27 protein-coding genes and 2 tRNA genes are annotated in these 26,864 nt (G+C 56.4%); 4 read left to right on the forward strand and 25 right to left on the reverse strand.

Annotated features, from left to right (window positions below):
* Positions 1 to 2: 2 nt before the first annotated feature.
* Both ATI45_RS06640 and ATI45_RS06645 read right to left on the reverse strand, forming a co-directional pair.
* A complete protein-coding gene (locus ATI45_RS06640) occupies positions 3 to 1,952 on the reverse strand; it encodes a MacB family efflux pump subunit (RefSeq protein ID WP_098418798.1) in 1,950 nt (649 codons plus the stop codon).
* On the reverse strand, positions 1,949 to 3,079 hold the full coding sequence (locus ATI45_RS06645) for an efflux RND transporter periplasmic adaptor subunit (protein WP_098418799.1): 1,131 nt from the start codon (positions 3,077 to 3,079) through the stop codon (positions 1,949 to 1,951). Before ATI45_RS06645 ends, ATI45_RS06640 begins: the two co-directional genes overlap by 4 nt.
* Before the next feature lie 318 nt (positions 3,080 to 3,397).
* Between ATI45_RS06645 and ATI45_RS06650 the strand changes: the two genes are divergently transcribed.
* On the forward strand, positions 3,398 to 4,327 hold the full coding sequence (locus tag ATI45_RS06650) for an RluA family pseudouridine synthase (RefSeq protein ID WP_098418800.1): 930 nt from the start codon (positions 3,398 to 3,400) through the stop codon (positions 4,325 to 4,327).
* Between the two features lie 48 nt (positions 4,328 to 4,375).
* Here ATI45_RS06650 and ATI45_RS06655 read toward each other — a convergent pair whose 3' ends face one another.
* The 5 genes from ATI45_RS06655 to dapA form a co-directional block, all read right to left on the reverse strand.
* Positions 4,376 to 5,383, reverse strand: a complete 1,008-nt coding sequence (locus ATI45_RS06655; RefSeq protein ID WP_098418801.1) for an NAD-dependent epimerase — start codon at positions 5,381 to 5,383, stop codon at positions 4,376 to 4,378.
* A gap of 12 nt (positions 5,384 to 5,395) precedes the next feature.
* Positions 5,396 to 6,130, reverse strand: coding sequence for a TIGR04219 family outer membrane beta-barrel protein (locus ATI45_RS06660; protein ID WP_098418802.1), 735 nt, complete (start codon positions 6,128 to 6,130; stop codon positions 5,396 to 5,398).
* Between the two features lie 28 nt (positions 6,131 to 6,158).
* The gene (gene purC, locus ATI45_RS06665; RefSeq protein ID WP_098421674.1) at positions 6,159 to 6,872 is read right to left on the reverse strand and encodes a phosphoribosylaminoimidazolesuccinocarboxamide synthase; all 714 of its coding nucleotides are present in this window, start codon (positions 6,870 to 6,872) and stop codon (positions 6,159 to 6,161) included.
* Positions 6,873 to 6,973: 101 nt separating this feature from the next.
* Entirely contained in the window at positions 6,974 to 8,119 is a 1,146-nt protein-coding gene (bamC, locus tag ATI45_RS06670) for an outer membrane protein assembly factor BamC (protein WP_098418803.1), read from the reverse strand.
* Positions 8,120 to 8,154: 35 nt separating this feature from the next.
* The gene (gene dapA / locus ATI45_RS06675) at positions 8,155 to 9,033 is read right to left on the reverse strand and encodes a 4-hydroxy-tetrahydrodipicolinate synthase (protein WP_098418804.1); all 879 of its coding nucleotides are present in this window, start codon (positions 9,031 to 9,033) and stop codon (positions 8,155 to 8,157) included.
* A 74-nt stretch (positions 9,034 to 9,107) separates the two neighbouring features.
* Here dapA and ATI45_RS06680 point away from each other — a divergent pair, with 74 nt between their 5' ends.
* Complete coding sequence (locus ATI45_RS06680) at positions 9,108 to 9,575, forward strand: peroxiredoxin (protein ID WP_098418805.1); 468 nt, start codon at positions 9,108 to 9,110, stop codon at positions 9,573 to 9,575.
* A 13-nt stretch (positions 9,576 to 9,588) separates the two neighbouring features.
* Here the strand turns inward: ATI45_RS06680 and ATI45_RS06685 are convergent, their stop codons facing one another.
* Both ATI45_RS06685 and ATI45_RS06690 read right to left on the reverse strand, forming a co-directional pair.
* Complete coding sequence (locus tag ATI45_RS06685) at positions 9,589 to 10,662, reverse strand: AI-2E family transporter (RefSeq protein ID WP_098418806.1); 1,074 nt, start codon at positions 10,660 to 10,662, stop codon at positions 9,589 to 9,591.
* The gene (locus ATI45_RS06690) at positions 10,662 to 10,907 is read right to left on the reverse strand and encodes a sulfurtransferase TusA family protein (protein WP_098418807.1); all 246 of its coding nucleotides are present in this window, start codon (positions 10,905 to 10,907) and stop codon (positions 10,662 to 10,664) included. The genes ATI45_RS06685 and ATI45_RS06690 overlap by 1 nt, the downstream gene beginning before the upstream one ends.
* 127 nt (positions 10,908 to 11,034) lie before the next feature.
* Between ATI45_RS06690 and ATI45_RS06695 the strand changes: the two genes are divergently transcribed.
* On the forward strand, positions 11,035 to 12,543 hold the full coding sequence (locus tag ATI45_RS06695) for a M48 family metalloprotease (RefSeq protein WP_098418808.1): 1,509 nt from the start codon (positions 11,035 to 11,037) through the stop codon (positions 12,541 to 12,543).
* A gap of 5 nt (positions 12,544 to 12,548) precedes the next feature.
* Here the strand turns inward: ATI45_RS06695 and nadA are convergent, their stop codons facing one another.
* The 14 genes from nadA to aspS all read right to left on the reverse strand — a co-directional run bounded on the left by nadA (position 12,549) and on the right by aspS (position 24,118).
* Positions 12,549 to 13,625, reverse strand: coding sequence for a quinolinate synthase NadA (gene nadA, locus ATI45_RS06700; RefSeq protein WP_098418809.1), 1,077 nt, complete (start codon positions 13,623 to 13,625; stop codon positions 12,549 to 12,551).
* A 185-nt stretch (positions 13,626 to 13,810) separates the two neighbouring features.
* Positions 13,811 to 13,886: transfer RNA gene (locus tag ATI45_RS06705), tRNA-Lys, on the reverse strand.
* Positions 13,887 to 14,048: 162 nt separating this feature from the next.
* Positions 14,049 to 14,124: transfer RNA gene (locus tag ATI45_RS06710), tRNA-Lys, on the reverse strand.
* A gap of 84 nt (positions 14,125 to 14,208) precedes the next feature.
* Positions 14,209 to 14,979: a tol-pal system protein YbgF gene (ybgF, locus tag ATI45_RS06715; protein ID WP_098418810.1), complete on the reverse strand. Its 771-nt coding sequence runs from the start codon at positions 14,977 to 14,979 to the stop codon at positions 14,209 to 14,211.
* A 63-nt stretch (positions 14,980 to 15,042) separates the two neighbouring features.
* The gene (gene pal / locus ATI45_RS06720) at positions 15,043 to 15,612 is read right to left on the reverse strand and encodes a peptidoglycan-associated lipoprotein Pal (protein ID WP_098418811.1); all 570 of its coding nucleotides are present in this window, start codon (positions 15,610 to 15,612) and stop codon (positions 15,043 to 15,045) included.
* Positions 15,613 to 15,756: 144 nt separating this feature from the next.
* Positions 15,757 to 17,070 carry a Tol-Pal system beta propeller repeat protein TolB gene (gene tolB / locus ATI45_RS06725; RefSeq protein ID WP_228706229.1) on the reverse strand — a complete coding sequence of 438 codons (1,314 nt, stop codon included), beginning with the start codon at positions 17,068 to 17,070 and terminating at the stop codon, positions 15,757 to 15,759.
* Positions 17,071 to 17,103: 33 nt separating this feature from the next.
* Positions 17,104 to 18,111, reverse strand: coding sequence for a cell envelope integrity protein TolA (gene tolA / locus ATI45_RS06730; protein ID WP_098418813.1), 1,008 nt, complete (start codon positions 18,109 to 18,111; stop codon positions 17,104 to 17,106).
* Between the two features lie 79 nt (positions 18,112 to 18,190).
* Complete coding sequence (gene tolR, locus ATI45_RS06735; protein ID WP_098418814.1) at positions 18,191 to 18,637, reverse strand: protein TolR; 447 nt, start codon at positions 18,635 to 18,637, stop codon at positions 18,191 to 18,193.
* 33 nt (positions 18,638 to 18,670) lie between these two features.
* On the reverse strand, positions 18,671 to 19,348 hold the full coding sequence (tolQ, locus tag ATI45_RS06740; protein WP_416376606.1) for a protein TolQ: 678 nt from the start codon (positions 19,346 to 19,348) through the stop codon (positions 18,671 to 18,673).
* 135 nt (positions 19,349 to 19,483) lie between these two features.
* On the reverse strand, positions 19,484 to 19,918 hold the full coding sequence (gene ybgC, locus ATI45_RS06745) for a tol-pal system-associated acyl-CoA thioesterase (protein ID WP_098421675.1): 435 nt from the start codon (positions 19,916 to 19,918) through the stop codon (positions 19,484 to 19,486).
* Positions 19,911 to 20,966 carry a Holliday junction branch migration DNA helicase RuvB gene (gene ruvB / locus ATI45_RS06750; protein ID WP_098418816.1) on the reverse strand — a complete coding sequence of 352 codons (1,056 nt, stop codon included), beginning with the start codon at positions 20,964 to 20,966 and terminating at the stop codon, positions 19,911 to 19,913. The genes ybgC and ruvB overlap by 8 nt, the downstream gene beginning before the upstream one ends.
* Positions 20,967 to 21,087: 121 nt before the next feature.
* The gene (gene ruvA / locus ATI45_RS06755; RefSeq protein ID WP_098418817.1) at positions 21,088 to 21,717 is read right to left on the reverse strand and encodes a Holliday junction branch migration protein RuvA; all 630 of its coding nucleotides are present in this window, start codon (positions 21,715 to 21,717) and stop codon (positions 21,088 to 21,090) included.
* Positions 21,718 to 21,754: 37 nt separating this feature from the next.
* Positions 21,755 to 22,282 carry a crossover junction endodeoxyribonuclease RuvC gene (gene ruvC, locus ATI45_RS06760; protein ID WP_007352044.1) on the reverse strand — a complete coding sequence of 176 codons (528 nt, stop codon included), beginning with the start codon at positions 22,280 to 22,282 and terminating at the stop codon, positions 21,755 to 21,757.
* 3 nt (positions 22,283 to 22,285) lie between these two features.
* Entirely contained in the window at positions 22,286 to 24,118 is a 1,833-nt protein-coding gene (gene aspS, locus ATI45_RS06765; RefSeq protein WP_098418818.1) for an aspartate--tRNA ligase, read from the reverse strand.
* Positions 24,119 to 24,400: 282 nt separating this feature from the next.
* Between aspS and fabR the strand changes: the two genes are divergently transcribed.
* Entirely contained in the window at positions 24,401 to 25,036 is a 636-nt protein-coding gene (gene fabR / locus ATI45_RS06770) for an HTH-type transcriptional repressor FabR (RefSeq protein ID WP_098418819.1), read from the forward strand.
* On the opposite strand, the gene ATI45_RS06775 is transcribed toward fabR, so the two are convergent.
* On the reverse strand, positions 25,033 to 25,458 hold the full coding sequence (locus tag ATI45_RS06775) for an HIT domain-containing protein (RefSeq protein WP_098418820.1): 426 nt from the start codon (positions 25,456 to 25,458) through the stop codon (positions 25,033 to 25,035). The two genes, fabR and ATI45_RS06775, sit on opposite strands and share 4 nt — an antisense overlap.
* An 11-nt stretch (positions 25,459 to 25,469) precedes the next feature.
* On the reverse strand, positions 25,470 to 26,813 hold the full coding sequence (locus tag ATI45_RS06780) for a UDP-glucose dehydrogenase family protein (protein WP_098418821.1): 1,344 nt from the start codon (positions 26,811 to 26,813) through the stop codon (positions 25,470 to 25,472).
* Positions 26,814 to 26,864 lie beyond the last annotated feature (51 nt).

The raw sequence follows: 26,864 nt of genomic DNA on the forward strand, positions 1-26,864 counted from the left end.
GATTACTCCGCGGCCAGGGCCTGGACAGGGTCCAGATGAGCGGCTTTGCGCGCGGGCAAATAGCCAAATAAAAGCCCGGTACCAAAGGCGCAGCTGAACGCCAGCACCATGGGGAACACGGTGACCACAACGGGTGTGTCAAGCCAGCCCACGATTTGGGTGGCCGCTATGCCAAGGATGACGCCAATAACGCCACCAACGGCAGACACCAGCCAGGCCTCGGTCAAGAATTGCTGAAGAATGTTGCGGGTGCGGGCGCCGGTGGCCATGCGGATACCAATTTCCCGGGTGCGCTCGGTCACGCTTACCAGCATGATGTTCATAACGCCGATACCACCCACCAGCAGCGAAATCGCCGCGATGGAACCTAACAGCCATGTGAGGGTGTCCTGGGTGTCTGACACGGTATCGATCAGCGACGCCATGTTGCGAATCTGGAAGTCTTCGCTGCCGTGGCGTGTGAGCAAGGTACTGTGAACCTGGTCTTGCACCGCGTTCATGTCGGCAGAATCTGCCACCGCAACGGTGATGTTACGCAGATAGTTTTGGCCGAATATGCGCAGGTTGGCGGTGGTATAAGGCACCAGCACCACGTCGTCTTGGTCCTGCCCCCAGGGGGATGCCCCGCGCTCGTCCATTACGCCAATGACCTGAAACAGAACGTTATTAACCATCAGGTAGTGGCCCAACGGGCTTTGTTCGGGAAATAGGGATTCGGCCACGGTTTTGCCCAACACCGCCACCGCGGCGTAGCGGTTTTCGTCCGCTTCGTCAAAAAAGGTACCGGCGACCACGGGCCATTGCCGTGCGGCGGGAAATTCGTAGGCCGTGCCATTCACTTCGGTTTGGTGATCGCGATTGCCGAAACGCAGGGTTTGGCCGCCGGTGACTTCCGGAACAGCTGCACGAATGCCGGGTATGTCTCGAATGGCGTGGTAGTCAGACGGCACCAATGTGGTGACGCTCCATCGCCCACCGCGCTGGTCCGGGCCACCCGGGCGCACCAGCAGTAAGTCGCTGCCCATGGCGCTGATTCTGTCCACAATGTCTTGCCGTGCGCCTTCACCGATTGCCAGCATGGTGATCACCGAGGCTACGCCAATCACAATGCCCAGCAGGGTCAAAGCGGTGCGAAACAGGTTTGTGCTGAGGGAGTGTACCGCGCTTTTTAACGCTTCAAACCAACCGGACGCGCCGCTAACGTCGGATGTTTTAGCAATGGGCTGCAGGGCCTTGGGGTTTTCTGTCGCAACGGCCTTGTGCTGAACGGCGCCGGTATCGTGGGTAATCAGCCCGTCGGCGATGGTGATCTGGCGATCTGCCGCCTGGGCGACTTTGGCGTCGTGGGTAATCAGAATAACGGTGTGGCCGCGGTCGGACAGGCTTTGCAGAAGCCGCATGACGTCTTTGCTGCTAACGCTGTCGAGGGCACCGGTTGGCTCGTCCGCCAGTATGATCTGGCCGCCGTTCATCAAGGCGCGGGCGATGGACACACGCTGCTGTTGCCCGCCCGACAGCTGAGCCGGGGTGTTGAGCAGTTTATCGCTTAGCCCGAGCTCACCAAGCAGTTCGGTGGATCGCTCCCGGCGCTGTTTTTTGCCAAGGCCGGCGTAGATGGCCGGTATTTCGACGTTGTCTAACGCACTTATGCCTGGCAGCAGATTGTAACTCTGGAATATGAAGCCGAAGGATTCGCGGCGGGCGCGGGCCAGATCGTCTCGTTTGAACCCTGACACGTCTTTGCCCTGAAACAGATAGTGCCCGGAGTTTGCCACATCCAGACAGCCTAGAATGTTCATCAGGGTGGATTTGCCAGACCCGGACGCCCCCATAACGGCGACAAATTCCCCGGCCTGAATGCTCAAGTCTATGCCTTTGAGCACGGGCACCTGCATGTCGCCTTCACCGAAGGTTCGGGTAATCTGGCGTAATTCAATCAGCGGGACTGTCACCGTGGGCGCCCGCCCATACCAGAAGATGCCGCTTCCCTTGATGGAGCTCCGCCGGTGACTACCAAATCGCCGTCCGCCAGACCGTCGCGAACCTCGGTGTAAATGCGGTTGCTGATGCCTACCTCAATTTTGCGTTCTACCAGCTCGCCGGAGGCCTGTTGCAGCCAAACCTGGCCGCCCACAACGGTCGCCGCGGGCACCCGCAGTACGTCACGTGCTTGTTCCACCACAAAAAATACCTGTGCCGTCATGCTGGGCAATAAACGCCCTGCTTCATTGGGCACGCTGAAAAACGCGTTGTACAACACCACGTTGTTGAGCACTTCGGGAGTGGGTTCGATGTAGTCAAGCTCGCCATAAATCTGCTTGCCAGGTTCGCCCAGAGTGGTGAAATACACCTTGTCGCCCGGTGCTAGCCTGCCTACGTCTGCTTCGGACACCTGGGCGCGGACTTTCATACTGGACAGATCGGCAATGCGCATCAGCACCGGTGCTTGCTGTGATGTATTCAGGGTTTGGCCCTGGCGGGCCGTAATAGATACGACGGTGCCTTTCATGGTGGAATAAATGCGGGCGTAATCCAGGTTGGCTTCTTCCGCACGCAGGGTAGATGCGGTCTGTTCCAGTTGCGCTTGCAGCATGGCTAGCTGGGCCTTGGCAGACGCCAGAGAGGCCTCGGCAATCTGCAGGTTTTCACGGGTGGTGGCGTCTTCACGAAACAGATTGGTCTGGCGCTGGAACTGGATGTCGGCAAGGCTGAGTTGGGCTCTGCGATCGGCCAGCTGGGCCTGTTGATTTTTCAGCTGGGCACGATTGGCGTCTACCCTGGCCAGATAGATGGTCGGGTCAATTTCTGCCAGCAGCTTATCTTTGCTGATTTGTTCGCCCACTCTGACGTGAATCACGTCTAGCAGCCCGGACACCTGCGCGCCCACGTCTACAAAGTCGCTGGGATCCAAAACGCCGGTGGCGCTCACCAAAACGTCTATGTCCCCCCGGCTGACGGCAGTGGTGGTTACGTCAGCAGTGTTATTACTTACGGCGTAAAAGTGGCGATACGCCCAAAAGGCGCCGCCTGCGATTACGGCGACAAGAATCAGAACAACAAGAACACGGGGAAAAGACAAACTCGGTGAATCCACAACTTCAAACCTCAATAATCGTAAGCAAGCGGCATAGCCTAACCTGATCGGCCTGAATAGCCAGACATCCGGTGAGTTTTACGCTGGTGCTGGCGTTTTGGGCAGATAAGTAGGGGACAGATTTGAAATCTGTCCCCAGTTTGGCGGCTAAGTCGGGGACGGATTTGAAATCCGTCCCCAGTTTGGTGGCTGGGTTGGGGACGGATTTGAAATCCGTCCCCGGTTTGGTGTCCCCGGTTAGGTGCTTGTCTGGCCAGCCATATCTTCTATAATCGACGGCTCACTTTTTCTATCAGGCTTGCTATGCGTACCACCGTTGATATCACCGTAGAAACTCCCGGCCTGGCCGTGGACATTCTGAGTGAGGCTTCTGGCCTGCCAAAACAGCGCATCAAAGACGCCATGGCGAAAGGCGCCTGCTGGTGGACCTTGAAAGGCAAGATTGTAAGGCTGCGCAAAGCCAAGCGCGACGTGAAAACCGGCACTCGCATGCAACTGTACTATGACGAAGCTGTTCTGGCGCGCAAGGCAGCAGAAGCTGAACTGCTGGAAGACAAAGGCCGCTACAGTGTGTGGTTCAAACCCCACGGGCTGCTGGCGCAGGGTTCGCAATGGGGCGATCACTGCAGTTTGTTGCGAGTGGCTGAAGTGCAGTTAAACCGACCCTGCTTTTTGATTCACCGCCTCGACGCCGACGCTGCAGGTTTGATGCTGATTGCCCACGATTCAAAAGCCGCTGCGGCACTGTCAAAGCTGTTTGCCGGGCGCACGATCATCAAACAGTATCTGGCAGACGTAACAGGCGTAATGGATGTGAAGGAGCAGACGATTGGCGAGGAAATTGACGGTAAAGCTGCGGTTAGCCATGTGACTACTCTTTACATCAATGCCGGCTCCATCAATGCCAGCTCCATCAATACCAGTTCTGTCATTAATAAGGCCGTGGACACCAAGGTTGTGAATACCGAGGAGGCGAATACCAAGGCCAATCGTAACGAAGCCAACACTTCCCGGATAAATGTGCGCATTGAAACCGGTCGAAAACACCAGATTCGCCGACACCTGGCGAGTATTGGCCACCCGATTGTGGCCGACAGATTGTATGGCTCCGCCGCTGGCGTGCCGTTGCAGCTGCTGGCGTATTATCTGCAATTCGACTGCCCGCTAGCCAAGTCAAAAATCACTCTGGAACTGCCGGAACGGTTAAAGCAGCTGGGTTCAGACGCTCTGTAAAAAATTCCTGGGAGAAAGCTCTCTAAGAATTGCTCACACGAGACGCATTTAAACCTTGTAGAAATCCCGATACCACTGAACAAATTGTTCAATGCCCTGCTCTAGCTGGGTTTCGGGTTTGTAGCCGACATCGTTGATCAGGCCATCTACGTTGGCGTAGGTTGCAACCACGTCACCCGGCTGCATGGGCAGCAGGTTTTTCTCGGCTTTTTTGCCGGTGCAGTGTTCGATGGTTTCAATAAACCGCGCCAGTTCCACCGGGTTGTTGCTGCCGATGTTGTAGATGCGATAAGGCCCGCGGCTGGTGCTTGGATCTGGCTGAGCGCCGCTCCACTGGGGATTGGGTTGCGCGATTTGATCCAGAGTGCGCACCACGCCCTCCACGATATCGTCGATATAGGTGAAATCGCGTTTGTGATGGCCGTGGTTGAATACGTCAATCGGCTCGCCGGCCAGAATTTTCTTGGTGAAGATAAACGGCGCCATATCGGGCCGGCCCCAAGGACCGTACACGGTAAAAAAGCGCAGCCCGGTGGTAGGCAAGTTGTACAGATGGCTGTAAGTGTGAGCCATCAGCTCATTGGCTTTTTTCGAGGCGGCGTAAAGGCTAAGCGGGTGGTCTACGTTGTCGTGCACCGAGAACGGCATGGCTTCGTTGGCACCGTAAACCGAGCTGCTGGACGCATACACCAGGTGCTGCACATCGTTGCGGCGGCAGCCTTCCAGAATGTTCATAAAGCCCACCAGGTTGGCGTCGACATAGGCCTGGGGGTTTTCAATGGAATAGCGCACCCCGGCCTGGGCCGCCAGGTGCACTACGCGCTCGGGCTTGTGCTCTTCAAAAAGCGCGGCCATAAGGTCGCGGTCGGCGATATCCTGGCGTACTTCGGTAAAGCCGGTTTTTCCCGTTAGCCTTGCCAGCCGGGCTTCTTTCAGGTTCACATCGTAGTAGTCATTCAGGTTATCGACACCGATGACTTCGTCGCCGCGATCCAGCAGGCGTTGCGCCAGATGGAAACCAATAAAACCGGCACTACCGGTGACCAGAATTTTCAACAGACTTTCTCCTTAAAACACCACGCCGGCGCTGATGAACGGGCCGTCGATTTCCACGTCGAAGCGGTCGTCACCGTCTTCGTAATCCACCGCCATCTGGCGATAGCCGGCACGCAACTGCAGTAGTGACAACTGATACTGGCCGTACACGTTAAAATCGTGCAGGGAATCACCGCTGTAGGCAATGGCATTGCCTTCGATGCCAACACTGACACCGCTGAACGGCAGATCAAAACGCGCTGCAAGATAGCCCATGGGCAAAACCGCATCGGCTGTGGTACGACTGGGTTGGCCACCCGCCTGCACATCTTGCACTAACAGATCACCGGAAAAATCTCTTACAGTCAGGCCCAGGTCCAGATTCACCCAATTATCCAGTACTTCGTAATACAGGGTTAAATCCAGCTGTTCAAGTTCCAGATCAGAGCGTACGTCTGAGCCGGCGCTAATATCATCGAAACCACCGCTCAACTGGCCGCGGGCAGTCTGGTCAATGTTGATATAAGCCACACGCACGTTAGGCAGCAAAGGAATCGGGTGTTCCAGATACAGGCTCAGCTGATTGCTGCTTTCGCCATCCAGATTAAGCTCATCGTTTACATCCACGGAGCCGCCATTGGTGGCCACGTCACCAGACAGCTCAGAATCCCAGTAGCCTACCTGGGCGCCAAGCCCCAGTATATCCGCTTGCGCCATCGGCGCTGCCAATACCGCTGAACCGGCCATAACCATCAATAATTTACGCATTGCTTGTGCTCCGTATTTAGAATCGGTATCAGTCGAACGACATACCCAGGCGGCGGCCTACTTCTTCGTAGGTTTCAATCACGTTACCAAGGCCCTGGCGAAATCGGTCTTTGTCCATTTTATTGCGAGTTTCGGCATCCCAGATACGACAGCCGTCGGGGCTGAACTCGTCGCCCAGCACAATCTGACCGTGGCTGCGGCCGAATTCCAATTTGTAATCCACCAACAGCATGCCGGCGTCCGCAAACAGGGTTTTGAGCACGTCATTTACTTTATAGGTCAGCGTTTTCATCTGTGCCAGTTCGTCGGCTTTGGCCCAGCCCAGGCTGATGGCCAGTGATTCGTTGACCATGGGGTCGTGCAGTGCGTCGTTTTTCAGGAACAGCTCAAAGGTGGGCGGATTCAACTCCAGGCCTTCTTCTACGCCAATGCGACGGCACAGGCTGCCGGCAGAGATATTGCGAATCACACATTCGACCGGAATCATGTCGAGCTTTTTCACCAGGCATTCAACGTCTGACAGCAAGCCTTCGAAGTGGGTAGGAATGCCCGCGGCTTCCAACTTTTCCATAATGAAGGCGTTGAACTTGTTGTTCACCATGCCTTTGCGGTTCAGCTGCTCTATTCTCTCGCCGTCGAAAGCCGAGGTGTCGTCGCGGAATACCAGTACAAAACGCTCGGGATCGTCAGTGGTGTGCACCGATTTGGCTTTGCCGGCGTAGAGTTCTTCACGCTTTTCCATTGGGTTCTCCAGAAACGGGCCGGCGTAAGCCAGCCCGGTTATCATCAATAAAACCAGCGGTTAATCACAAAGCCCGCGGCTGTTAACAAGGTCTTTGGTCGTTAATACAGATAGTCAAACAGGCGGTTAAGAAGCGTGGAAGATGTTTGTTCACCGCTGTAATTATTCGCGGTTTCTGCGCTGACCTGCACCGTCTGTTCGCCGCCGGTCACGTTCACCGTATGGGTGTGACGCGGGGCTTCGTTATCGCTAAACCAGCTGAACCAGCTGAACCAGCCAGATTCGCGCTCGTCAGCGCTGCGATAGTCCACCTGGAACCAGCCTTCACTGCGATTCAGGTCTATGATGGTCATATCCGATTCGTTCAGTGCGCGGCTGACTTCTGCCCAGGCGCGGCCGTAATCGAGCTGCATGTCGATGGCACTGGCCTGCTCGTTTTCAGATATCAGTTTTACCAAAGGTTTGCTGGTCATGCCAGACGCTGCGCGGGAGAAGGACTTGTTCTCTTCCCCGGCTTTCAAAAACTCGCCCATATCGGCCAGAAGGCGTTTTTGCAGCTCCAGATCAGCGGAGTCTGGCACACGGGTGGTGTCCCAGCTCAGCAGAGCCTCGGGCTGATCGGCTACCACTATGTTGCGGATCTGAATTTCCGTGGATTTACGGCGAACACCGGGTGCAATGCGTACCTGTAGCAGCACTTTGGGTTCGCTTGCGCTGGCCTCGCCCTCAAGCTGCACCAGTTCACGGGCGCGCAGGCTGAAGTTCACCAACTCGCTTTGCTGCAAGCCAAGCTGCGGGCTGTCAAACGCAACGCCCAGGCGGCGGTCAGACATATACGCGGCGACTGCCGGCCACAGGCGACCCGGCACGTCGTTAACCAACAGCCAGGCGCGACCGTCCAGCTCTTCTACCGCATAATTCTGGTTCAGAATTTCAGAGGTCATGTCCGGCGGAGTGGGAATGCCGTCAGGGAACAGTTTGCCCGCGTTGGCCAAATTAATATCACGCACGGGCATAACCTGTCGGAAGCGGGATTCGTCGGCGCTTGCGGGCAGCTCAATAGCCTTGCCTTCGGGTGCACCGACGTAATCCGCGGAACGGTCCGACACCAGGCTGCAGCCTCCCAAGCCCGCCACCAGCGCAAAGCCGGTGGCGATGGCCAGGGGTTTGCAGGCCTGAATTTTGGAGAATTGGGTTTTAAAAGGCGCTGTGCACCTTGAATAACGGGTTCTGGAGAGAACCTGCATGGACTTACTCCGGTATTGGAACGGGTTCAGCACGTTCAGAGTACGCCTGAAGCTTTCAGGGCCTCTTCCACTTCGCCATGGAATTGTTCGCTGAGTACCGTCAATGGCAAGCGCAAGCCGGCACCGATCATACCCATGCGATGCAACGCCCATTTTACCGGAATCGGATTGGCTTCCAGAAACAGTTTGCGGTTCAGGGGCATCAGCAGTTCGTTCAGGCGTTCGGCTTCTTCGCGGTTGCCCGCAACAGCCGCCGTGCACAAGTCGGCCATGGCCCGGGGGGCAACGTTGGCCGTTACCGATACGTTGCCTTTGGCGCCGGCCAGCATCAGTTCCATGGCCGTTGCGTCGTCACCCGAATAGACGTCCAGGCGGCCTTTTACCGCTTGAATTAACTCGGCGCCGCGGGGAATATTGCCGGTGGCGTCTTTAATGGCAATGATGTTGGAGATATCAGCCAGGCGAACCACGGTTTCATTCAGCATGTCGCAGGCGGTGCGGCCGGGCACGTTGTACAGCATTTGCTTCATCATCGGGACGGCTTCGGCGATGGTGCGGAAATGCTGGTACAGGCCTTCTTGGGTCGGCTTATTGTAGTAAGGCACCACTAGCAGGCAGGCGTCAGCCCCAAGCTTTTCGGCCGCGGACGTGAGCGCAATGGCTTCGCGGGTACTGTTGCCACCGGTTCCGGCAATCACCGGAATACGACCATTCACCCGTTTGATGATGTGGCCGATGGTCTTACAGTGCTCTTCCGGGTCCAGAGTTGCAGACTCGCCGGTTGTGCCCACGGCAACGATGCCATGGGTGCCATTTTCAATGTGAAAGTCCACCAGTTTGTCCAGGTGCTCCCAGTGAATGTCTCCATTTGGGTGCATGGGTGTGACCAGTGCGACAAGGCTACCCGTAATCATAAAAGCTCCGTCCGAATAAAACCGTTATGGTAATGTTGGGCACGAACTGACACAAGGGAATTAAAGGAGATGTTATGCCATCCGTAGAACTGAACAAAACCATACCTGACTTTGAAGCGACTGCTACCGGCGACCAGACGGTTCGCCTGGCCGATTTACGCGGCCGCAATGTGGTGATCTATTTTTACCCGAAAGACGACACACCCGGCTGTACCACCGAGAGCCAAGACTTCCGCGACAACATGCAAACCTTCACCGAACATGACACAGAGATTTTTGGCGTGTCCCGCGATGGCCTGAAATCCCACGATAATTTCCGTGGCAAGTTCGAACTGCCGTTTCACCTGATTTCCGACAAAGACGAAACGCTCTGCGCTTTGTTCGACGTGATCAAGCTGAAAAAACTCTACGGTAAAGAATACATGGGTATTGACCGCAGTACCTTCCTGATTGACGCCAAGGGCGTACTTCGCCAGGAATGGCGCGGCGTAAAAGTGCCGGGCCATATTGACGAGGTGCTCGCGGCAGTCAAAGCACTATAGTCGTTATCTGCCTTTAGCGGTTGACCGGTGCCGGGGGTAACTCCCGCACCGGCCACGCAGCCACCACCGCCTTTACCATGGTGGCCAGAGGGATGGCAAAAAACACACCCCATAGCCCCCATATACCGCCGAAGAACAGCACCGCGACAATAATGGCCACCGGGTGCAGGTTGTTTACTTCAGAAAACAGCACCGGCACCAGCACGTTGCCGTCCAAAGCCTGAATGACGCCGTACGCCACCATTATCCAGATAAACTGGCTGCCCCAGCCAAAGGCAAACAGGGCGATAATAGCCACTGGAACCGTGACGACTGCGGCGCCGATATAAGGAATCACCACGCTCAGACCCACCAGCAGCGACAGCAAGGCGGCATAGGGCAGACCTAGAATTTTGAACGTTATATACGTGGTGGTTCCAATAATCAGAATCTCCAAAGCTTTGCCACGCACGTAGTTGGCGCATTGGCGATTCACTTCATGCCAGATTTTGCGCATGGTTGCGCGCTGCGGCGGCAACATACGGGCGATTGAGCCCAACAGAACATCGCGGTCTTTCAAGAAGAAAAACACCAGTATGGGCACCAGCACGGCGTATATCAGCAGCGCCAACAGATCCGGAATACTGGACAGTGATGCCGACACCAGCCACTGGGTAGCTTGCCCTACTTCGGTCGACACCTGTTGGTAAATAGTAGCGACTGCGTCCAGCGACACCAGCTGCGGGTAGCGCTCGGGCAAGAGTTCCAGATACAACTGTAATTCGCCGATAATGCGCGGTGTTTCCCGGGCCAGATTGGTCAGCTGAGCCCACACCAGTGGCAGAAGGCCAAAAATGGCGCCGGCCAGAATGCCGAGAAACAGTAAAAACACAACCAGGATGGCCAGCGGTTCTGGCACTTTCCAGGACACCATCTTGGTAACCAGGCCTTGTAGAATAAAAGCAACGATTAAAGAAGCGATGGCCGGGGCCAGCATGGCGCCAAACCAGATGACGAACATGGTGCCGATAATCAGCATCAACCCGAGGATGACAGCTTCTTCATCTGAAAAGTATTTGTGGGCGAATCCGCGTAATATTCTAACCATTAATGGCTCCGCCGCACTGAATCGCCGCAGCGGATAACAAAACGGTACTGACTGCCGTCAACGGTGGATTCAACCACCTGATGGGCAGATATGGCGATGAATGCCGGAATATCTCTGGCAGAGCCAGGATCTGTAGCAACCACTTCCAGCTGTTCGCCGGGGGCCATGGTGTTCAGTTCGAGTTTGGTTTTCAACAAAGGCATCGGGCATTGCAGGCCCGAAGCATCCAGAGTTCGATCAGCCATGTTAAACGTTAACCCGTAACAGCGTTTGATTAATGAGCCGGCATTATGCCGCCAGTGTTATTGTATTGCATCACAATCATTGGTTATGTGACGCTCAGGATATTCCGACACAGGACAGACCCAGAACATGAACAGCCTGAATGGCCACCTTCGCTTCAATATCCTGCTGTGCGCGCTGCTGGCGCTGACATTAATGACTATGGGTGTCAGTACAGGCGCCGCTGCTCAGAGTCAGGGTAGCACGCTACCCACCATCGGCGGCACCGGTGGCGGCCTGATTGCCGGCCAGCAGGAAGCTGATATCGGGCGCCAGGTGCTGGTGTCGCTGCGGCGTTCCGCTCCGCAGATCACCGACCCTCTGGTGTATGACTACCTGGGCGCCATTCTTTACCGCTTGGTGCCATCGGCGCCTTTGCAGAACCGTGACCTCACACTGGCGCTGATTGATGACCCTGCCCTCAATGCTTTTGCGGTGCCCGGCGGCATTGTAGGGGTAAACGGCGGTCTGTTTCTGTTTGCCCGCACCGAGCAGCAGTTTGCATCGGTGCTGGCCCACGAGCTGGCCCACCTTAGCCAACGCCATTTTGCCCGCCGCCTGGAACAGCAGCAAACCAGCACCCCGCTGACCATCGCCGGCCTGATTGCCGGTATTGTGCTAACAGCCGTTACCCAGTCTGACATTGGCATTGCCGCTATTGCCGGTACTCAGGCCCTGGCGATTCAGAATATGCTGGAATACAGCCGCGCAAATGAGCAGGAAGCGGACCGCGTAGGATTGGATATTCTTGCCAACGCCGGGCTAGACCCGCGGGGCATGCCGGAAATGTTTGAAATTATGATGCGGAAGAGCCGCTGGCAAGGCAACAGCGTGCCCGAGTACTTGTCTACCCACCCACTATCCCAGAGCCGGGTTGCAGACACCCAGAACCGCGCCGCGCAATACCCGTTGACGCGCATCGAAGACAGCCCGGAATACCATCTGATACGGGCCCGCCTGCAGGTGCATTATGCGGCTTCTGCGGGTGCTGCCATCGATAGTTTTCGGGCGGCGCTTAATGAATTAAAAAATACCGGCACCGGCTCTAGCAACGATACCAGCAATACCGCCATTCGTTATGGGCTGGCAGTGGCTTATATAGAAGACCGCCAATACGCCGAAGCTGAGACCCTGCTTAACCAGCTGTTGGTGGCCAACCCTGGGCGCATTACGTTTCAGGTGACTCTGGCGCAAAGTTTAATTGCCGACAAACGTCTGACTGAAGCTCGGGCGCTGCTGGTGCGGGCGCTGGCTCGCAACCCGGGCAACTACCCGATTACCCACACGCTGGCGCAGCTGGAACTGGCCTCGGACAACGGCGCAGCGGCGGCGGAACTGCTGTCACAGCTGGCTCGCAACAAACCGCAACAGGAACACTTGTGGTTCCAGCTGGCGGAAGCCGAAGGCATGGCGCGCAATATTGTGGGAGTGCACAGGGCAAGAGCGGAATACGATGCGTTGATGGGCGACCTGGAATCGGCCCAGCGCCAATTACGCCAGGCCCAGGAAAAACTGACGGCCGGGTCGCCCATGCGCCAGATTGTAACCGAGCGCTTGAGCGCCATTACCGCCGAGCTTAACGTTCGGCGCAATGGTTAAACGTTTCAGGCGTTGCCAGCCGCCTTCAGATTCATATTGGCGGTGAAATCCAGCATGCGCTGTAAAGGCCGCAGAGCGTCTTCACGTAGGGCTTCATCTACCAGCACTTCCTGATTGCTGGCCTGGCCCTTTGGTGCTTCCAGCACTGCCAGCAGGTTTTCCAGCCCATTCATAGCCATCCACGGACACTGAGCGCAGCTGCGGCAGGTCGCACCGTTACCGGCGGTGGGCGCTTCAATCAGGGTTTTGTTGGGTGCCAATTGCTGCATTTTATAAAAAATGCCGTTGTCGGTCGCCACAATAAAGCGTTCGTTCGGCAGGGTTTTTACGGCGTTGATCAGCTGTGAGGTAGACCCTACAACGTCGGCCAGTTCCACCACCGCATCCGGCGATTCCGGGTGCACCAATACGGCGGCGTCCGGGTAAATCGCTTTCAGATCTTCCAGGCCACGGTGCTTGAACTCTTCGTGCACAATGCAGGAGCCGTTCCACAGCAGCATGTCGGCGCCGGTGGTTTTCTGCACCCAGTGGCCCAGGTGTTTGTCTGGCGCCCACAGGATTTTTTCACCGCGGGCGTCCAGCGATTCCACAATGGCTTGGGCGCAGCTTGAGGTGACCACCCAATCGGCGCGGGCTTTAACCGCCGCCGAGGTGTTGGCGTACACCACCACAGTGCGGTCTGGATGTTCATCGCAGAAAGCTGAAAATTCATCCACCGGGCAACCTACGTCCAGTGAGCAGGTGGCTTCGAGCGTGGGCATCAGAACGGTTTTTTCTGGATTCAGAATCTTGGCGGTTTCGCCCATAAAGCGAACGCCGGCCACCACTACGGTAGACGCGGGATGCTGATTGCCAAAACGGGCCATTTCCAGGGAGTCGGCGACACAGCCACCACTTTCTTCAGCCAGGCGCTGAATGTCTGGGTCGACGTAATAGTGCGCCACCAGAACAGCGTTTTTTTCCTTCAGAGAAGCCTTGATGCGAGCTTCAAGCCGCGCCTTTTCTTCAGCGCTAAGGGGCTTCGGCTCCGCGGCGTGGGCCAGGTATTCCTGAACAAGGATACGGTCTTCGGCTTTAGTCATTTACAGCTTCTCTCAATTGCTTTCTGGCAGTGACTTTGTACGCACGAGTATACCATTTCAGACTCTAGTGTTCTGTCTGGCAAGAGGGTAAAAAGCGACCAAGAACAGGAGGGAACGCAGGGAATGGTGGGTCAAAGGTAAAAAAAGATAAAAAAAAGGTCTGCTTTTCAGCAGACCTTGAGTAATGGTGGGTCGTGATGGATTCGAACCATCGACCAATTGGTTAAAAGCCAACTGCTCTACCAACTGAGCTAACGACCCTAAATTGCTCACTGAATAACAAACAGCCTGTTGGTCGGCGTGCTTGCGCGTTGAAACTGCTTTAAACCACCGCAGCACTGCAACACTTCAGTGCTTACCGCCGGAGCTCTGTGCTAACACTTTGTGCCACCACACTGTGTTAACAAGACCCTGACGGGTGTTTGGTGGGTCGTGATGGATTCGAACCATCGACCAATTGGTTAAAAGCCAACTGCTCTACCAACTGAGCTAACGACCCCGAGCGAGGCGCACATATTAATGATTTTTCAGGCGTGATCAACCCTTTGCGCCCGTTTTTTTCATTTTTTCCAAACGCCGGCCTTCAACTGCCGCTACTTTGGCCGTCAAGATAGCTCTGAGCCAGCTTCGCCGCGCTGCTGTCCGGGTAGTTTTTTACCACGGTTTGCATTCGCCGGCCAGCCTCTTCCTTTTCGCCCAGCCGGTCCAGAGTAATCCCCAGTTTATAGGTTGAATCCGCTGCCTTGCGGTGGTCGGCAAAACGCGTAGCGACAATGCTGAAGGCCTGCTTGGCCTGCTCAAGCTGAGGTTTCACCAGATAGACTTCACCGAGCCAGTAATAGGCATTCACGGTTAGGTCACCTTCGGGATAGGTGTCCAGAAACTCATAAATCTGGGTGATCGCCTGGTCGTATTTTTTCTGGTTACGAATCAGGTCAACAATACTGTTGTAGGCTTTGCTTTCTTCAGCGGAAGGCTGACGATAGTCTTTTGCTTGCACGGCGGCAGGTGCAGGCGTTGCGGGTGCGGCACTGGCGGCCGCCTGAGCCTGCTGCTGCGCCGCAGTAAGCTTCAGAATACGCTGATCCAGATCAATGTAGCGATCGCGGCTCTGCTGCTCCAGGCGTTCTAGCAGATGGCGTTGCTCTTCTACCTCACCCTGCAGGCGCCGTAAATCGCCCTGCAACTGCTGCAGCATGTAAAACAGCTCTGCGCTCGCTTGATTATTGCCGGCCTGGCGGCTGGCCTCAGACGCATTATTCTGGAATGCCGGTGTCGACGACTGTGCCAGCACCGCTCCTGCCTGCGTTACCGCAAACAGGAGGGTGGCAGCCGCCATGAGCTTTATAGTCATGGGCGTACCTGATGAAGGCTAAAAGTTCCTCGTCGTGTTAACAGCGAGTGTTAACAACGAGGTTTAACGGAAAAGCAGCTCTACCCGACGGTTCTGGGAACGGGCGCTGTCGCTCATGCCCTGTACCGCTGGCTTTTCTTCACCATAGCTGATGGTTTCAAGCTGGCCACGTGAAGCGCCATTTACGATCAAGAAGCGCTGCACTGCGTTAGCACGGCGCTCGCCCAGGGCCAGGTTGTATTCTTTGGTGCCACGATCGTCCGCATGGCCTTCCAGGCGGGCGTTCATTGACGGGTTAGCAGACAGGTAGCGCGCATGGGAAACCAGTGCGTCACGGGATTCTGAGTTGATTTCAGCGGTGTCGAAATCAAAGTAAAACACGGTAACGTCGCGCAGCGCCATCTGTTGCGACTGCTGCTGTTCAGCCATGCGCTCTTCTTCGCTCAGCTGTGAAGACGATACACCGTCACGGCTGCCGTCGCTGAACACGGTGGAGCCACCCTGCTGGTCTACTGCTGACACATCGGAACCGTAATCGGCGTCTTCCATCGGGTCGCCGGTAGAGCTACAACCGGCAATCAGGCCAACCGAGAACAGCATGGCAATAGCTTTGGACTGAACTGAAAACATCATGAGCATTTCCTCGTCGTCAATGGACTAAAATATAGTCATCAATAGGTTAAAGACTTGTCGTTAATGGGTTAAAACACGGTCATTAATCATTCAAAAACTGCGTTTACTTCCTAACTCACCGGTCGGCCTTTTTTGGCCAGCCAGTTACCGAGTCAGCGGGCCCCACGCCGGCTCACGGACATCGCCTTCGGTAGCAGGCAAGCTATAAGCTGCACCGCCATCCGCCGAGATAACCGTCAGCACGCTGGCACCACCCTGACGGGTAGCGTAGATCAGCATGCGTCCGTTGGGGGAGACACTGGGTGATTCATCGGATTCGGTGCGGGTAAGCACTGTCTCTTCCCCGCTTTCAAGGTTGGTGCGCGCAATATGAAACCCGCTACTGCGCTGGTGCACGTAATACACAAACTCGCCCTTATGGTCAGGCCTGGGGCGCGCGTTGTAGCGGCTACCGAAGGTCATCCTGCGCGGCTCGCCCTTACCTTTCTGGCGGTAGATCTGCGGGCCACCAGAGCGGTCAGAGGTAAAGAAAATTTCGTCTCCGCCGGCACCGTAGCTGGCTTCGGTTTCGATAGCCCAATGGTCGGTGAGCTTGGTCAGATCACGGCTGGCCAGATCCATCCGGTAAATGTCAGCATTGCCGCCTTTAGACAATGTCATCAATAAGGATTTACCGTCAGGAGACCAGGCCGGGGCCGAGTTCAAGCCACGAAAGTCGGCGATTTTTGTGCGTTTTCCACTGGCCAGTTCGTGCACGTAAATCGCCGGCTTGCCGGTTTCAAACGACACATACGCCAGACTACCACCATCCGGCGACCAGGCCGGCGACAAAATCGGTTCAGGGCTTTCAAGGCGCACTCGCGAACGTTTGCCATCAATGTCGCTGACCTGCAGGCGATAGCGAACTTTATCGCCAACGTTTTCCCGGGTTATGTACGCCAGTTGCGTTGAAAAAGCACCTGGCTCGCCGGTAATGGCTTCATAAACCCGGTCACTGACGTGATGGGCCAGGGTGCGCAGGTCGCCCAAAGGCGCTCCCGCGCTCTCGCCCAAAATGCGCTCCTCGCGGTTCACATCAAACAACTCATAGCGGGCCTCAAGACGATCACCCTGACGGGTCAACTGGCCGACCAGTACATAACGCTGGCCCAGCAGTCGCCAGTCGCGGAAGTGCACTTCGGAACGCTGCGACGGCAGGCTGAGCATTTTTTCCGCTGATAGAGTGCGAAACTCGCTGCTCATGGTCAGATCCGACTGCACAATGTCGGCCAGGGTATCGCCCGGCGGGATAGCGCCACTTTCGGCAAACGGCACCACGGCGATGGGCAGCGCCGAACCAGCACCTTCGGTGATGCGGATCAGCAGCTCGGCGCGCAGCGGCAAGCTGGTCGCCAGCAGCAAAACCAGTGTCAGCGCCGCGCGAACGGTGCGATTTTTCAGGGCTGTTAACGACGTCATGTTCAGAGCCTGTGTCATAGTGTTACTCGTATTCTAGCGCAACCGACTGGGGTTGAACTCGATGGTAAACTGGCGAAAATAGCTGTCAAACGTGTCCCGGTCGGGAGGCACAGAGTAGCGGCTCAATGAACGCACCGCACTCAGTGCCGAATTATCAAACGCCGTATTACCGCTACCACGCACCAGCGTTACGTTCACCAACTCACCGGTTGGCAGCAGGGAAATCTGTAATCGTGCTGTCATCTGTTCGGTGGCTGACGACGGCGGATACCAGGCCCGGCTCAAGCTTTCGCGAATCAAAGCCTGGTACTTTTCTGCATCGGTCAGCATTTGCGCTTCACGCGCTCTGGCTGCCGCAGCTTGTTGTGATTGTCGCGCCTGATCGGCTTCTGCGTCTGTCGCCTGTTGCGCCAGCGCTTTCAAATTCTGCTCACGCAGCCTGCGCTCTGCCTCCTGGCGTTTACGCTCGGCTTCCAAGCGTTCCTGCTCGGCCTTCTCCTTCGCTTGCTGTTCGCGCTTCTGGCGTTCTGCTTCTGCCTTTTTGCGCTGTTCTTCCAGCTGCTTCTGCTCTTCGACTTTGCGCTCTGCTTCCTGGCGCTGGCGCTCGGCCTGCTGTTCCGCTTTTTGCCTGGCCTGCTCTTTAGCTTCAGCGTCGGCTTTTAGTTTTGCAGCCTCTGTGACCTGCGCCTGCTTTTGTTTTTCAGCCTGTGCGCGGGCTTTTTCCTGGGTCTGTTCCTCGCGCTTCTGTTCCGCCTGCTGTTGCACGCGGGCGTCCGCTTCCTGTTTTTTCTTTTGTTCTTCGGCTTTGCGTTGCTGTTCCGCCTTACGCTGCTGCTCAAGCAATTTGCGATCTTCTACCAGGCGCTGTTCGGCTTCGTCAGGCTGGTCCACCTCGGTTACTGCCGGCGCCGGCCGCGGTTCAGGGCTTATCAGCCTGGCAGAAATGCTGCGCGGTGGTGGTTCGTAGTTAGAGCTGCTCCAGCTCCAACCGCTAATGGCTATCACCAAAATCAATAGGTGCAAGCCAACGGAAACCGCCACGGGCGATTTCCAGGCTGGCGTTCCAGCATTGTTCTGCTCGCGCTCCCGTCCACTCACCGTAAACCCGCCTGCACTGCTGTCATGGCTTGTCCAGGGGCGCTTCGGTAATCAGCCCGATATTGGCCGCGCCAGCCGACTGCAGCGCCGACATCAAGCGAACCACCGTGCCATAACGTACCTGTTCATCGCCGCGCACCAATACTTCGCTGTTGCTGCGCTGAGACAGAATCTTGGCGACTTCTGACTGCAACTCTTCCAGCGCCATCGGGTCACTGCCGCGATCACCCACTTCCACGTAATAGGCGCCATTGCTGTCTACCGACACGATGATCGCTTCTACGTTTTTCTCGGCCTGGATCGGGTCGGAACTGGTTTGCGGCAAGTCTACCTTCACGCCTTGGGTCAGCATGGGCGCGGTTACCATAAAGATGATCAACAGCACCAACATCACGTCGATGTAGGGCACCACGTTGATTTCAGACATTGGTTTGCGCCGGCTTTCCGGCATCATCCCCATACCTTTCATAAGGTTACACCCTTGCCTTCAGCGAATGGAGATTCACGATGCTGCTCGGTCGCCGCTGTGAACTCGGCGGTGCAATATGCTGGAGAACTCTTCAGCAAAGGTTTCATAGTTTTTCAGCAGAGCGTCGGAGCGCGCGGCAAAGCGGTTATAGGCGATAACCGCTGGAATGGCGGCGAACAAGCCCATGGCGGTGGCGATCAAGGCCTCGGAAATACCGGGCGCCACTGTGGCCAAGGTTGCCTGCTGCACCTGTGCCAGCCCGCGAAAGGAGTTCATAATGCCCCATACGGTTCCAAACAGGCCGATGTAAGGACTGGTAGAACCTACCGTAGCCAGAAATGGCAAGCTGGCTTCCAGCCGTTCCTGCTCACGGGAAAAGGCCACTCGCATGGCGCGCTGGGCGCCGTCCATTACCGCGTCAGCGTCATGGCTTTGCTGGCGCAGGCGGGAGAACTCGCGGAAGCCAGCGCGAAAAATGGATTCCATCCCGGAAAAGGGCGTGGGTTCGGCGGCCACTTCACGGTAAAGCTGGCCCAGGTCCATGCCTGACCAGAACCGCTCTTCAAACGCCAGCCGTGACTGTTGGGCTTTGCGAAATACCTGAAAGCGTTGCAGGATCAGCGCCCAGGACGCGACCGACGCCAACAGTAATAACAGCATCACCAACTGCACCAGCACACCGGCGTTGGAAATCAGATACCAGACCGACATTTCAGATTCCACCTTCTACTCCCGGTTATTTTGATGATTCTTCAGAGAATTCTTTAATCCATTTTTTGGACAGTATTTCAAACAACGTATTAAACAAATCTTCAAACGTTTCTAAAGCGGCTGTGCGCTCTGCGGCTACTTGCTCTGCTGTACCTGCTGCTCAAGCAGGCTGGTCATATTAGCGGGTAAACGCTGGGGTCGGCCAGTATCCATGGTGACACAAGCGACCGTAACGCTGGCCTCGCACAACAGCTTCTGATCGCACTGGCGCACGACTTGTTCGCGAAACTTCATCCATACCCTACCAAAAGCAATTGGTACAGCGCGAACTTCCAGCATGTCATCAAGCTTTGCCGGCGCGCGGAAATACAGCTCCATACGCTGAACCACATAACTGACGTTGTCGGCTAGCCCGGCACGTAGGCCAATACCGTGGCTGCGAAGCCATTCGGTACGGGCACGCTCCATGTAGTTCAGATAGTTGGCGTGAAAAACAATGCCGCCGGCGTCGGTGTCTTCAATGTAAACCCGTACCGGTAAAACAAAACTGTTGCTGATGAGCTCAGTCATCAGCGGGCGCTCCATTTGCCGCAGGCGGCGTGCTTTCTCCGTTTGCTGCTCCACGGGCTACGCCAAAATGCTGGTAGGCGTGGTTGGTGACCATGCGCCCGCGAGGGGTGCGCAGCATAAAACCCTGCTGAATCAAAAACGGTTCCAGCACGTCTTCAATGGTGCCGCGCTCTTCGCTGATGGCAGCGGCCAGGCTTTCGACGCCCACCGGGCCACCGTCAAACTTTTCAATCATCGCCAGTAACAGACGCCGGTCCATGTGGTCAAAACCCTGATCGTCCACTTTCAGCATGTTCAGCGCCAGGTCAGCTATGTCGGCGGTAATACGGCCATCTGCGCGCACTTCGGCGTAGTCGCGAACCCTGCGCAACAGGCGGTTGGCGATACGCGGTGTGCCGCGGGAACGGCGCGCCATTTCAAACGCACCAGCCTCGTCAATATGCACCGACGACAGCCGCGCCGACCGCAGAATAATACGGGTCAGGTCGGCGTTGTTGTAAAACTCCAGACGCTGGACAATGCCAAAACGATCCCGCAAGGGCGACGTCAGCAGGCCTGCTCGGGTGGTGGCGCCTATTAGGGTAAATGGCGGCAAATCGAGCTTGATCGAGCGCGCAGCCGGGCCTTCGCCAATCATAATGTCCAGCTGATAATCTTCCATCGCCGGATATAGAATTTCTTCAATCGCTGCGCTCAAACGATGGATTTCATCGATAAACAGCACGTCGCCGGCTTCAAGGTTGGTCAGCATGGCCGCCAGATCACCGGCTTTTTCCAATACCGGGCCAGAGGTGGTTTTAATCGCCACGCCCATTTCATTGGCTATAATATTGGCCAGAGTGGTTTTACCCAGCCCGGGCGGGCCAAATATCAGTACGTGATCCAGCGCTTCTTGACGGTTGCGGGCCGCAGTAATGAAAATATCCATCTGCTCGCGTACCGACGGCTGACCTACGTAGTCCGCCAGCAATGTAGGGCGAATAGCGCGGTCCTGAACGTCTTCGTAGTCGGCAGGCTTTGCCGAAATCAGGCGATCAGATTCGATCATTGTGTAAGCGGCTCTTTTATCAGGACTGTTTAAACGCGTGGCAATTGTACAAAGGCTGTGCAGGCTGTCACGTTACGCTGACGCAAGGTTCGGCGCCAGCCCCGCGCGCATTAAAGCCGCGTCATACCGTGGGTATCATGTTGCGCAGCGCCATGCGAATCAGCTGTTCGTTGGTCATGCCGTCTTTGGCAATACGGCTGATGGCCTTGGCGGCTTCCTGGGGTTTGTAACCCAGCGCTATCAAGGCCGCTTCGGCTTCTTCGCGGGGGTCGTTCGCCGCCGGCATGGCGTTAGCGGGCAGCGTTGCACCAGAAGCGGATGCTGCCGTCAGTTCAAATTGCCCTTCCAGCTGACCTATCCTGTCTGTCATCTCGACCAGCAGGCGTTCGGCGGTTTTTTTGCCCACACCGGGCAGTTTTACCAGGGCGCTGGTGTCTCGCGCCTGCACGCTGCGAATAAACTGGCCGGCGTTCAACCCGGACAGAATGCCCACGGCCAGTTTGGGACCCACACCATTCACTTTTATCAGCAGGCGAAACAGGTCGCGATCCAGTCTGGAGGAAAAACCAAACAGGCTTTGAGCGTCTTCGCGAACGACAAAATGAGTGTGTAATGTGAGTTCCTGCCCCGGATCGGGCAAGTTAAGGAAGGTAGAAAGGGGGATATCAATCTCATAACCCAGCCCCTGGCATTCAACCATCGCTTGGGCCGGCTTTTTTTCCAGCAAAATGCCGCGGATACGACCAATCACATCAAGGCTCCTGGCACGGGTGCCGGTTGGATGTCGGTTATTGCTGCCGCATTCGCCCGCTGCGGGCCTTGCCGCCCTGCCCGGCTACGCGCAACAGGCTCTGATTCATGTGAGCGTGGCAAAGCGCTATGGCGAGGGCATCGGCGGCATCCTCCTGAGGCTTGCGCGACAGGCTTAAAAGCACCTGCACCATATGCTGCACCTGGGCTTTTTCGGCGCCGCCGGAACCCACCACCGCCTGCTTTACCTGACGCGCCGAGTATTCGTGCACTTCCAGACCGCTAGTGGCTGCGGCTACGATGGCCGCACCGCGGGCCTGCCCCAGCTTCAGGGCAGAATCCGGGTTGCGAGCCATAAACACCTGCTCTATGGCAAATTCCTCGGGACGAAATTCCGCAATCAGCGTGACCAGGCTTTGAAAAATCACTCGTAGCCGCTCCGCCATGGGTTTTTCACCCACGCGGATGCAGCCGCTGTCGATGTATTCAGTATGCCTGCCCTCGACGCGGATAATACCATAGCCGGTAATGCGCGAGCCGGGATCAACGCCGAGGATTATGGGCACGGATCAGGCGTTACCGTCGACGTTGCTGTTGTCGACGATACGATCAGTACCAGCAATATTGCCTTCGACAGCCTTCGCCGATTTACGCAGGCGAATGTGCAGCTCGCGCAGTTGCTTTTCGTCGACCGCGCCTGGCGCCTGGGTCATCAGGCAGGTGGCGCTCTGGGTTTTCGGGAACGCAATCACGTCGCGGATGGAGCTGGAGCCTGTCATCAGCATCACCAGACGGTCAAGGCCAAAGGCCAGGCCACCATGGGGCGGGCAACCAAACTTCAGTGCGTCCAGCAGGAAGCCGAACTTGGCGCGGGATTCTTCTTCGCTGATACCCAGAATGCGGAACACTTCCTGCTGCATCTGCTGGCTGTGAATACGAATGGAACCGCCACCCAATTCAGTACCGTTCAGCACCATGTCGTAAGCGCGGGACAGCGCGGTGGCCGGGTTGGCCGCCAGCTCTTCCGGCGAACACGAGGGCGCGGTGAACGGATGGTGGATAGCGGTCAGACCGCCATCAGGCAATTCTTCGAACATGGGGAAGTCCACGACCCACAGCGGCGCCCACTGACAGGTCAGCAGATTCAGATCGTGGCCGACTTTGATGCGCAACGCGCCCAGGGCTTCATTCACCACGTTGGTTTTATCGGCACCAAAGAACACAATATCGCCGTCCTGGCCGCCGACACGCTCGATAATCGACAGCGCAACGTCAGCGCCCAGGAACTTGACGATGGGCGATTGCAGCCCTTCAGCACCTTTGGCCAGCTCGTTGATTTTGATGTACGCCAGGCCGCGGGCACCGTAAATGCCCACGTACTTGGTGTATTCGTCAATCTGCTTGCGGCTGAGTGAGCCACCGTTGGGCACACGCAGTGCAGCAACACGGCCTTTGTCATCGTTGGCTGGGCCGGCGAACACTTTGAAATCTACCTTGGCGACCAGGTCGTCTACGCTTTGCAGTTCCAGCGGGATACGCAGATCCGGTTTGTCGCTGCCATAGCGGTCCATAGCTTCAGAATGTGGCATGCGCGGGAAGTCTGGCAATTCTACCTGCATGACGTCTTTGAACAGGGCGCGAATCATGCCTTCGTTCAGGTTCATCAGGTCTTCTTCATTCACAAACGACGCTTCTACGTCTATCTGGGTGAATTCCGGCTGGCGATCGGCGCGCAGGTCTTCATCGCGGAAGCATTTGGCGATCTGGTAGTAACGGTCGAGGCCGGACACCATCAGCATCTGCTTGAACAGCTGCGGCGACTGCGGCAGCGCGAAGAAGGAACCTTCGTGGGTGCGGCTGGGCACCAGGTAGTCACGGGCGCCTTCCGGGGTCGCACGGGTCAGGATGGGGGTTTCCACATCCATAAAGCCGTTGCTGTCTAAATAATTGCGGATATAGCTGGTAACCCGCGAGCGGAAGCGCAGGCGATTCAGCATTTCCGGGCGGCGCAGGTCTATAAAGCGGTAGCGCAGGCGCACGTCTTCGCCCACATCAACGTGTTCGTCCAGAGGGAACGGCGGTGTAGCCGCGGCGTTCAGAATGGTCACTTCTTTGCCCAGCAGTTCAACCTGGCCGGTGGCCATGTTGCTGTTTTCGGTGCCGGCGGGACGACGACGCACACGGCCAGTAATTTTCACCACGTATTCGCTGCGAACTTTTTCCGCCAGGGCAAAGCTTTCGGGGACGTCTGGGTCTACCACTACCTGCGAGATTCCGTCCCGATCGCGCAGATCCAGGAAGATAACCCCACCGTGGTCACGGCGGCGATGTACCCATCCGCAGAGTGTAACTTCCTGATCGATGTGAGATTCGTTGATCTCACCGCAATAATGACTGCGCATACCGGTTCCCGTTATAGAAGGTGTCTGAGGTTTGAATGCTGAAATATTTTCACGGTGTTCATACCGTAACGTCGGGAAAGCGAGCGAGCGCCCGCCGTTAAGTTGTTTCTGGCTCGCAAAATTTAGCGCGAACGATACTTTAAAAGTGCAACATTATAAACAGAATGGTGGTGAAAATCAGGCCTGTTTGAAGGCCGGCGTTATTGTTGCCTTGCCGCTAAGTGACGCAGCCTTGGTAGGTGACTAGAATATGCGTTATCAACCGTTTTTGGAGTCGTTATTTTGTCGTCCCGCGCTGAGCAGAAAAGCCGTACCCGCCGCGCCCTGATGGATGCTGCCCTAGCCCAGTTAAGCGCCGACCGTAGTTTTGGCAGCCTTAGCCTGCGTGAAGTGACGCGCCAGGCTGGACTTGCACCTACGTCGTTCTATCGCCATTTCACAGATCTGGACGAACTGGGCATGACTCTGGTGGACGAAGGTGGCGTGGCATTGCGCCAGCTAATGCGTCAGGCACGCCGGCGCATTGTTCGCAACGGCGATGATGGCAGTGCTATTGCAACCTCTATCGATACCTTTATGGAATATTTGCAGGGCAACGCCAACCTGTTCCGCTTGATGCTGCGGGAACGCACCGGGCTGTCAGAACATTTTCGGACGGCGATTAAAGCCGAGATTGATCATGTGGCAACGGAACTGGCGGTAGACTTGCGCCGCTTTGCCGCCGCAGAAGGCCGCCGTCTGGCGGAGCCAAAGTTGGTGGCCGAGGCTATGGTGGCGCTGGTTTTCAGCCAGGGAGCGGAAGCGCTGGATGCCAGTGCAGAAATTCAGGAACAGCTGAAAGTTAAACTGAAGATTGAGCTGCGAATGGTGTTGCTAGGTGCCCAGGAGATGGGCACCAAAGGCTACGACAAGGTTTAATTCAGCCTCGCCAAAACCGACTCTAGCAGCTCGCGTACGCGGGCGAGTTCCGCCTCACCATAGGCCACTGGAGGCTGCGTGCCCCACACCGGGCCAGGCCAGGCCGGGTCGTCTTGGTAACGCACGATATGGTGCAAATGAAGCTGCGGCACCATGTTGCCCAGTGCAGCGATGTTCATTTTATCGCCGTCGAACAGTTCCATCATGGCGCGACTGAGCTCTGACGACTCCCACAACAAACGCTGCTGATCAGCTTCTTCAAGCTGATAAATCTCACGAGTGCTTTCGCGCATAGGCACCAGTATCACCCAGGGCCAGGTGCTGTCGTTCATCAAGCGCAGCTCGCACAAACGGCTTTGGCCTAAGCTGTGAGTGTCAGCTTCCAGGCGCTGGTGGAGGCTAAAGCCGTTAATGTTTGCCATGCCGCTTCCTGTTATTCGCTGTGGAACTGGTTGCGGCCGCGGCCAATGGCGTAATACACCAGGCCGTGGCGCTCCAGCATTTCCGGCTCGTAAAGGTTGCGGCCGTCAAATACAACGGGATGCTTGATGTTTTCGGCAATGGCCTTGAAATCTGGCGAGCGGAATTCTTTCCATTCGGTACAGATCGCCAGCACGTCGGCACCTTTAATGGCCTGCTCTTTAGTGCCGCACAGGGTCAGGCGCGCTTCGTCACCGTAGATGCGCTGGGTTTCTTCCATGGCTTTAGGGTCAAACGCCTGCACGGTGGCGCCGGCTTTCCATAGGTCTTCCATCAAAGTGCGTGCCGAGGCTTCGCGCATGTCATCGGTGTTGGGCTTGAACGCCAGGCCCCACAGGCCCACAACCTTGCCCTTCAGATCGCCACGGAAATAGTGGCTGATTTTGTCAAATAGCACGTGCTTCTGGGCGTAGTTGACGGATTCCACTGCGTTCAGCAACTTGGCCTCGTAACCGATGCTTTCGGCGGTGCGGGCCAGGGCCTGCACGTCTTTGGGAAAGCAGGAACCGCCGTAACCGCAGCCGGGATAAATAAAGTGGTAGCCGATGCGGGGGTCTGAGCCAATACCGCGGCGCACGGCTTCGATGTCGGCGCCCAGGCGCTCTGCCAGGTTGGCAATTTCGTTCATAAAGCTGATCTTGGTGGCCAGCAGCGCGTTGGCGGCGTATTTGGTCAGCTCGGCGGAGCGGATGTCCATGTACACCATGCGATCGTGATTGCGGTTAAATGGTGAATACACCTCGCGCAGCAGGTCTGCGGCACGGTCGCTGTCGCAGCCGATGATGATGCGGTCCGGCTTCATGAAATCGTTGATCGCCGCGCCTTCTTTGAGGAATTCCGGGTTCGATACCACGTCGAATTCCAACGTCAGGCCGCGGCTGTCTAGTTGTGCACGCACTGCAGCTTTGACCTTATCGGCAGTGCCGACCGGTACGGTCGATTTATCCACCACCACCGTGTAATCGTCCATGTACTGGCCGATGGATCGGGCGACCGCGGTAACATATTGCAAATCTGCCGAGCCATCTTCGTCTGGGGGCGTACCCACGGCAATAAACTGCAAGCTGCTGTGTCTTACTGCTTTTTCAGCGTCGGTGGTAAAGGACAAGCGCCCTGCTTCCACTGTGTGCCGCACAATATTTTCCAGACCGGGCTCGTAGATGGGAATCTGACCGTTTTCCAACTTTGCGATCTTGGCCTGGTCCACATCCATGCACAGCACGTTATGGCCGACATCCGCCAGGCACGCGCCCGTTACTAATCCTACGTAACCGGTGCCAAAAATCGTTATATTCATGAATCATTTCCTGCTGTTCTAAGCAAATTAAGGGTAACTGTGAATTCTTGC

This window comes from Marinobacter sp. LV10MA510-1 (assembly GCF_002563885.1).
Lineage (GTDB): Bacteria > Pseudomonadota > Gammaproteobacteria > Pseudomonadales > Oleiphilaceae > Marinobacter.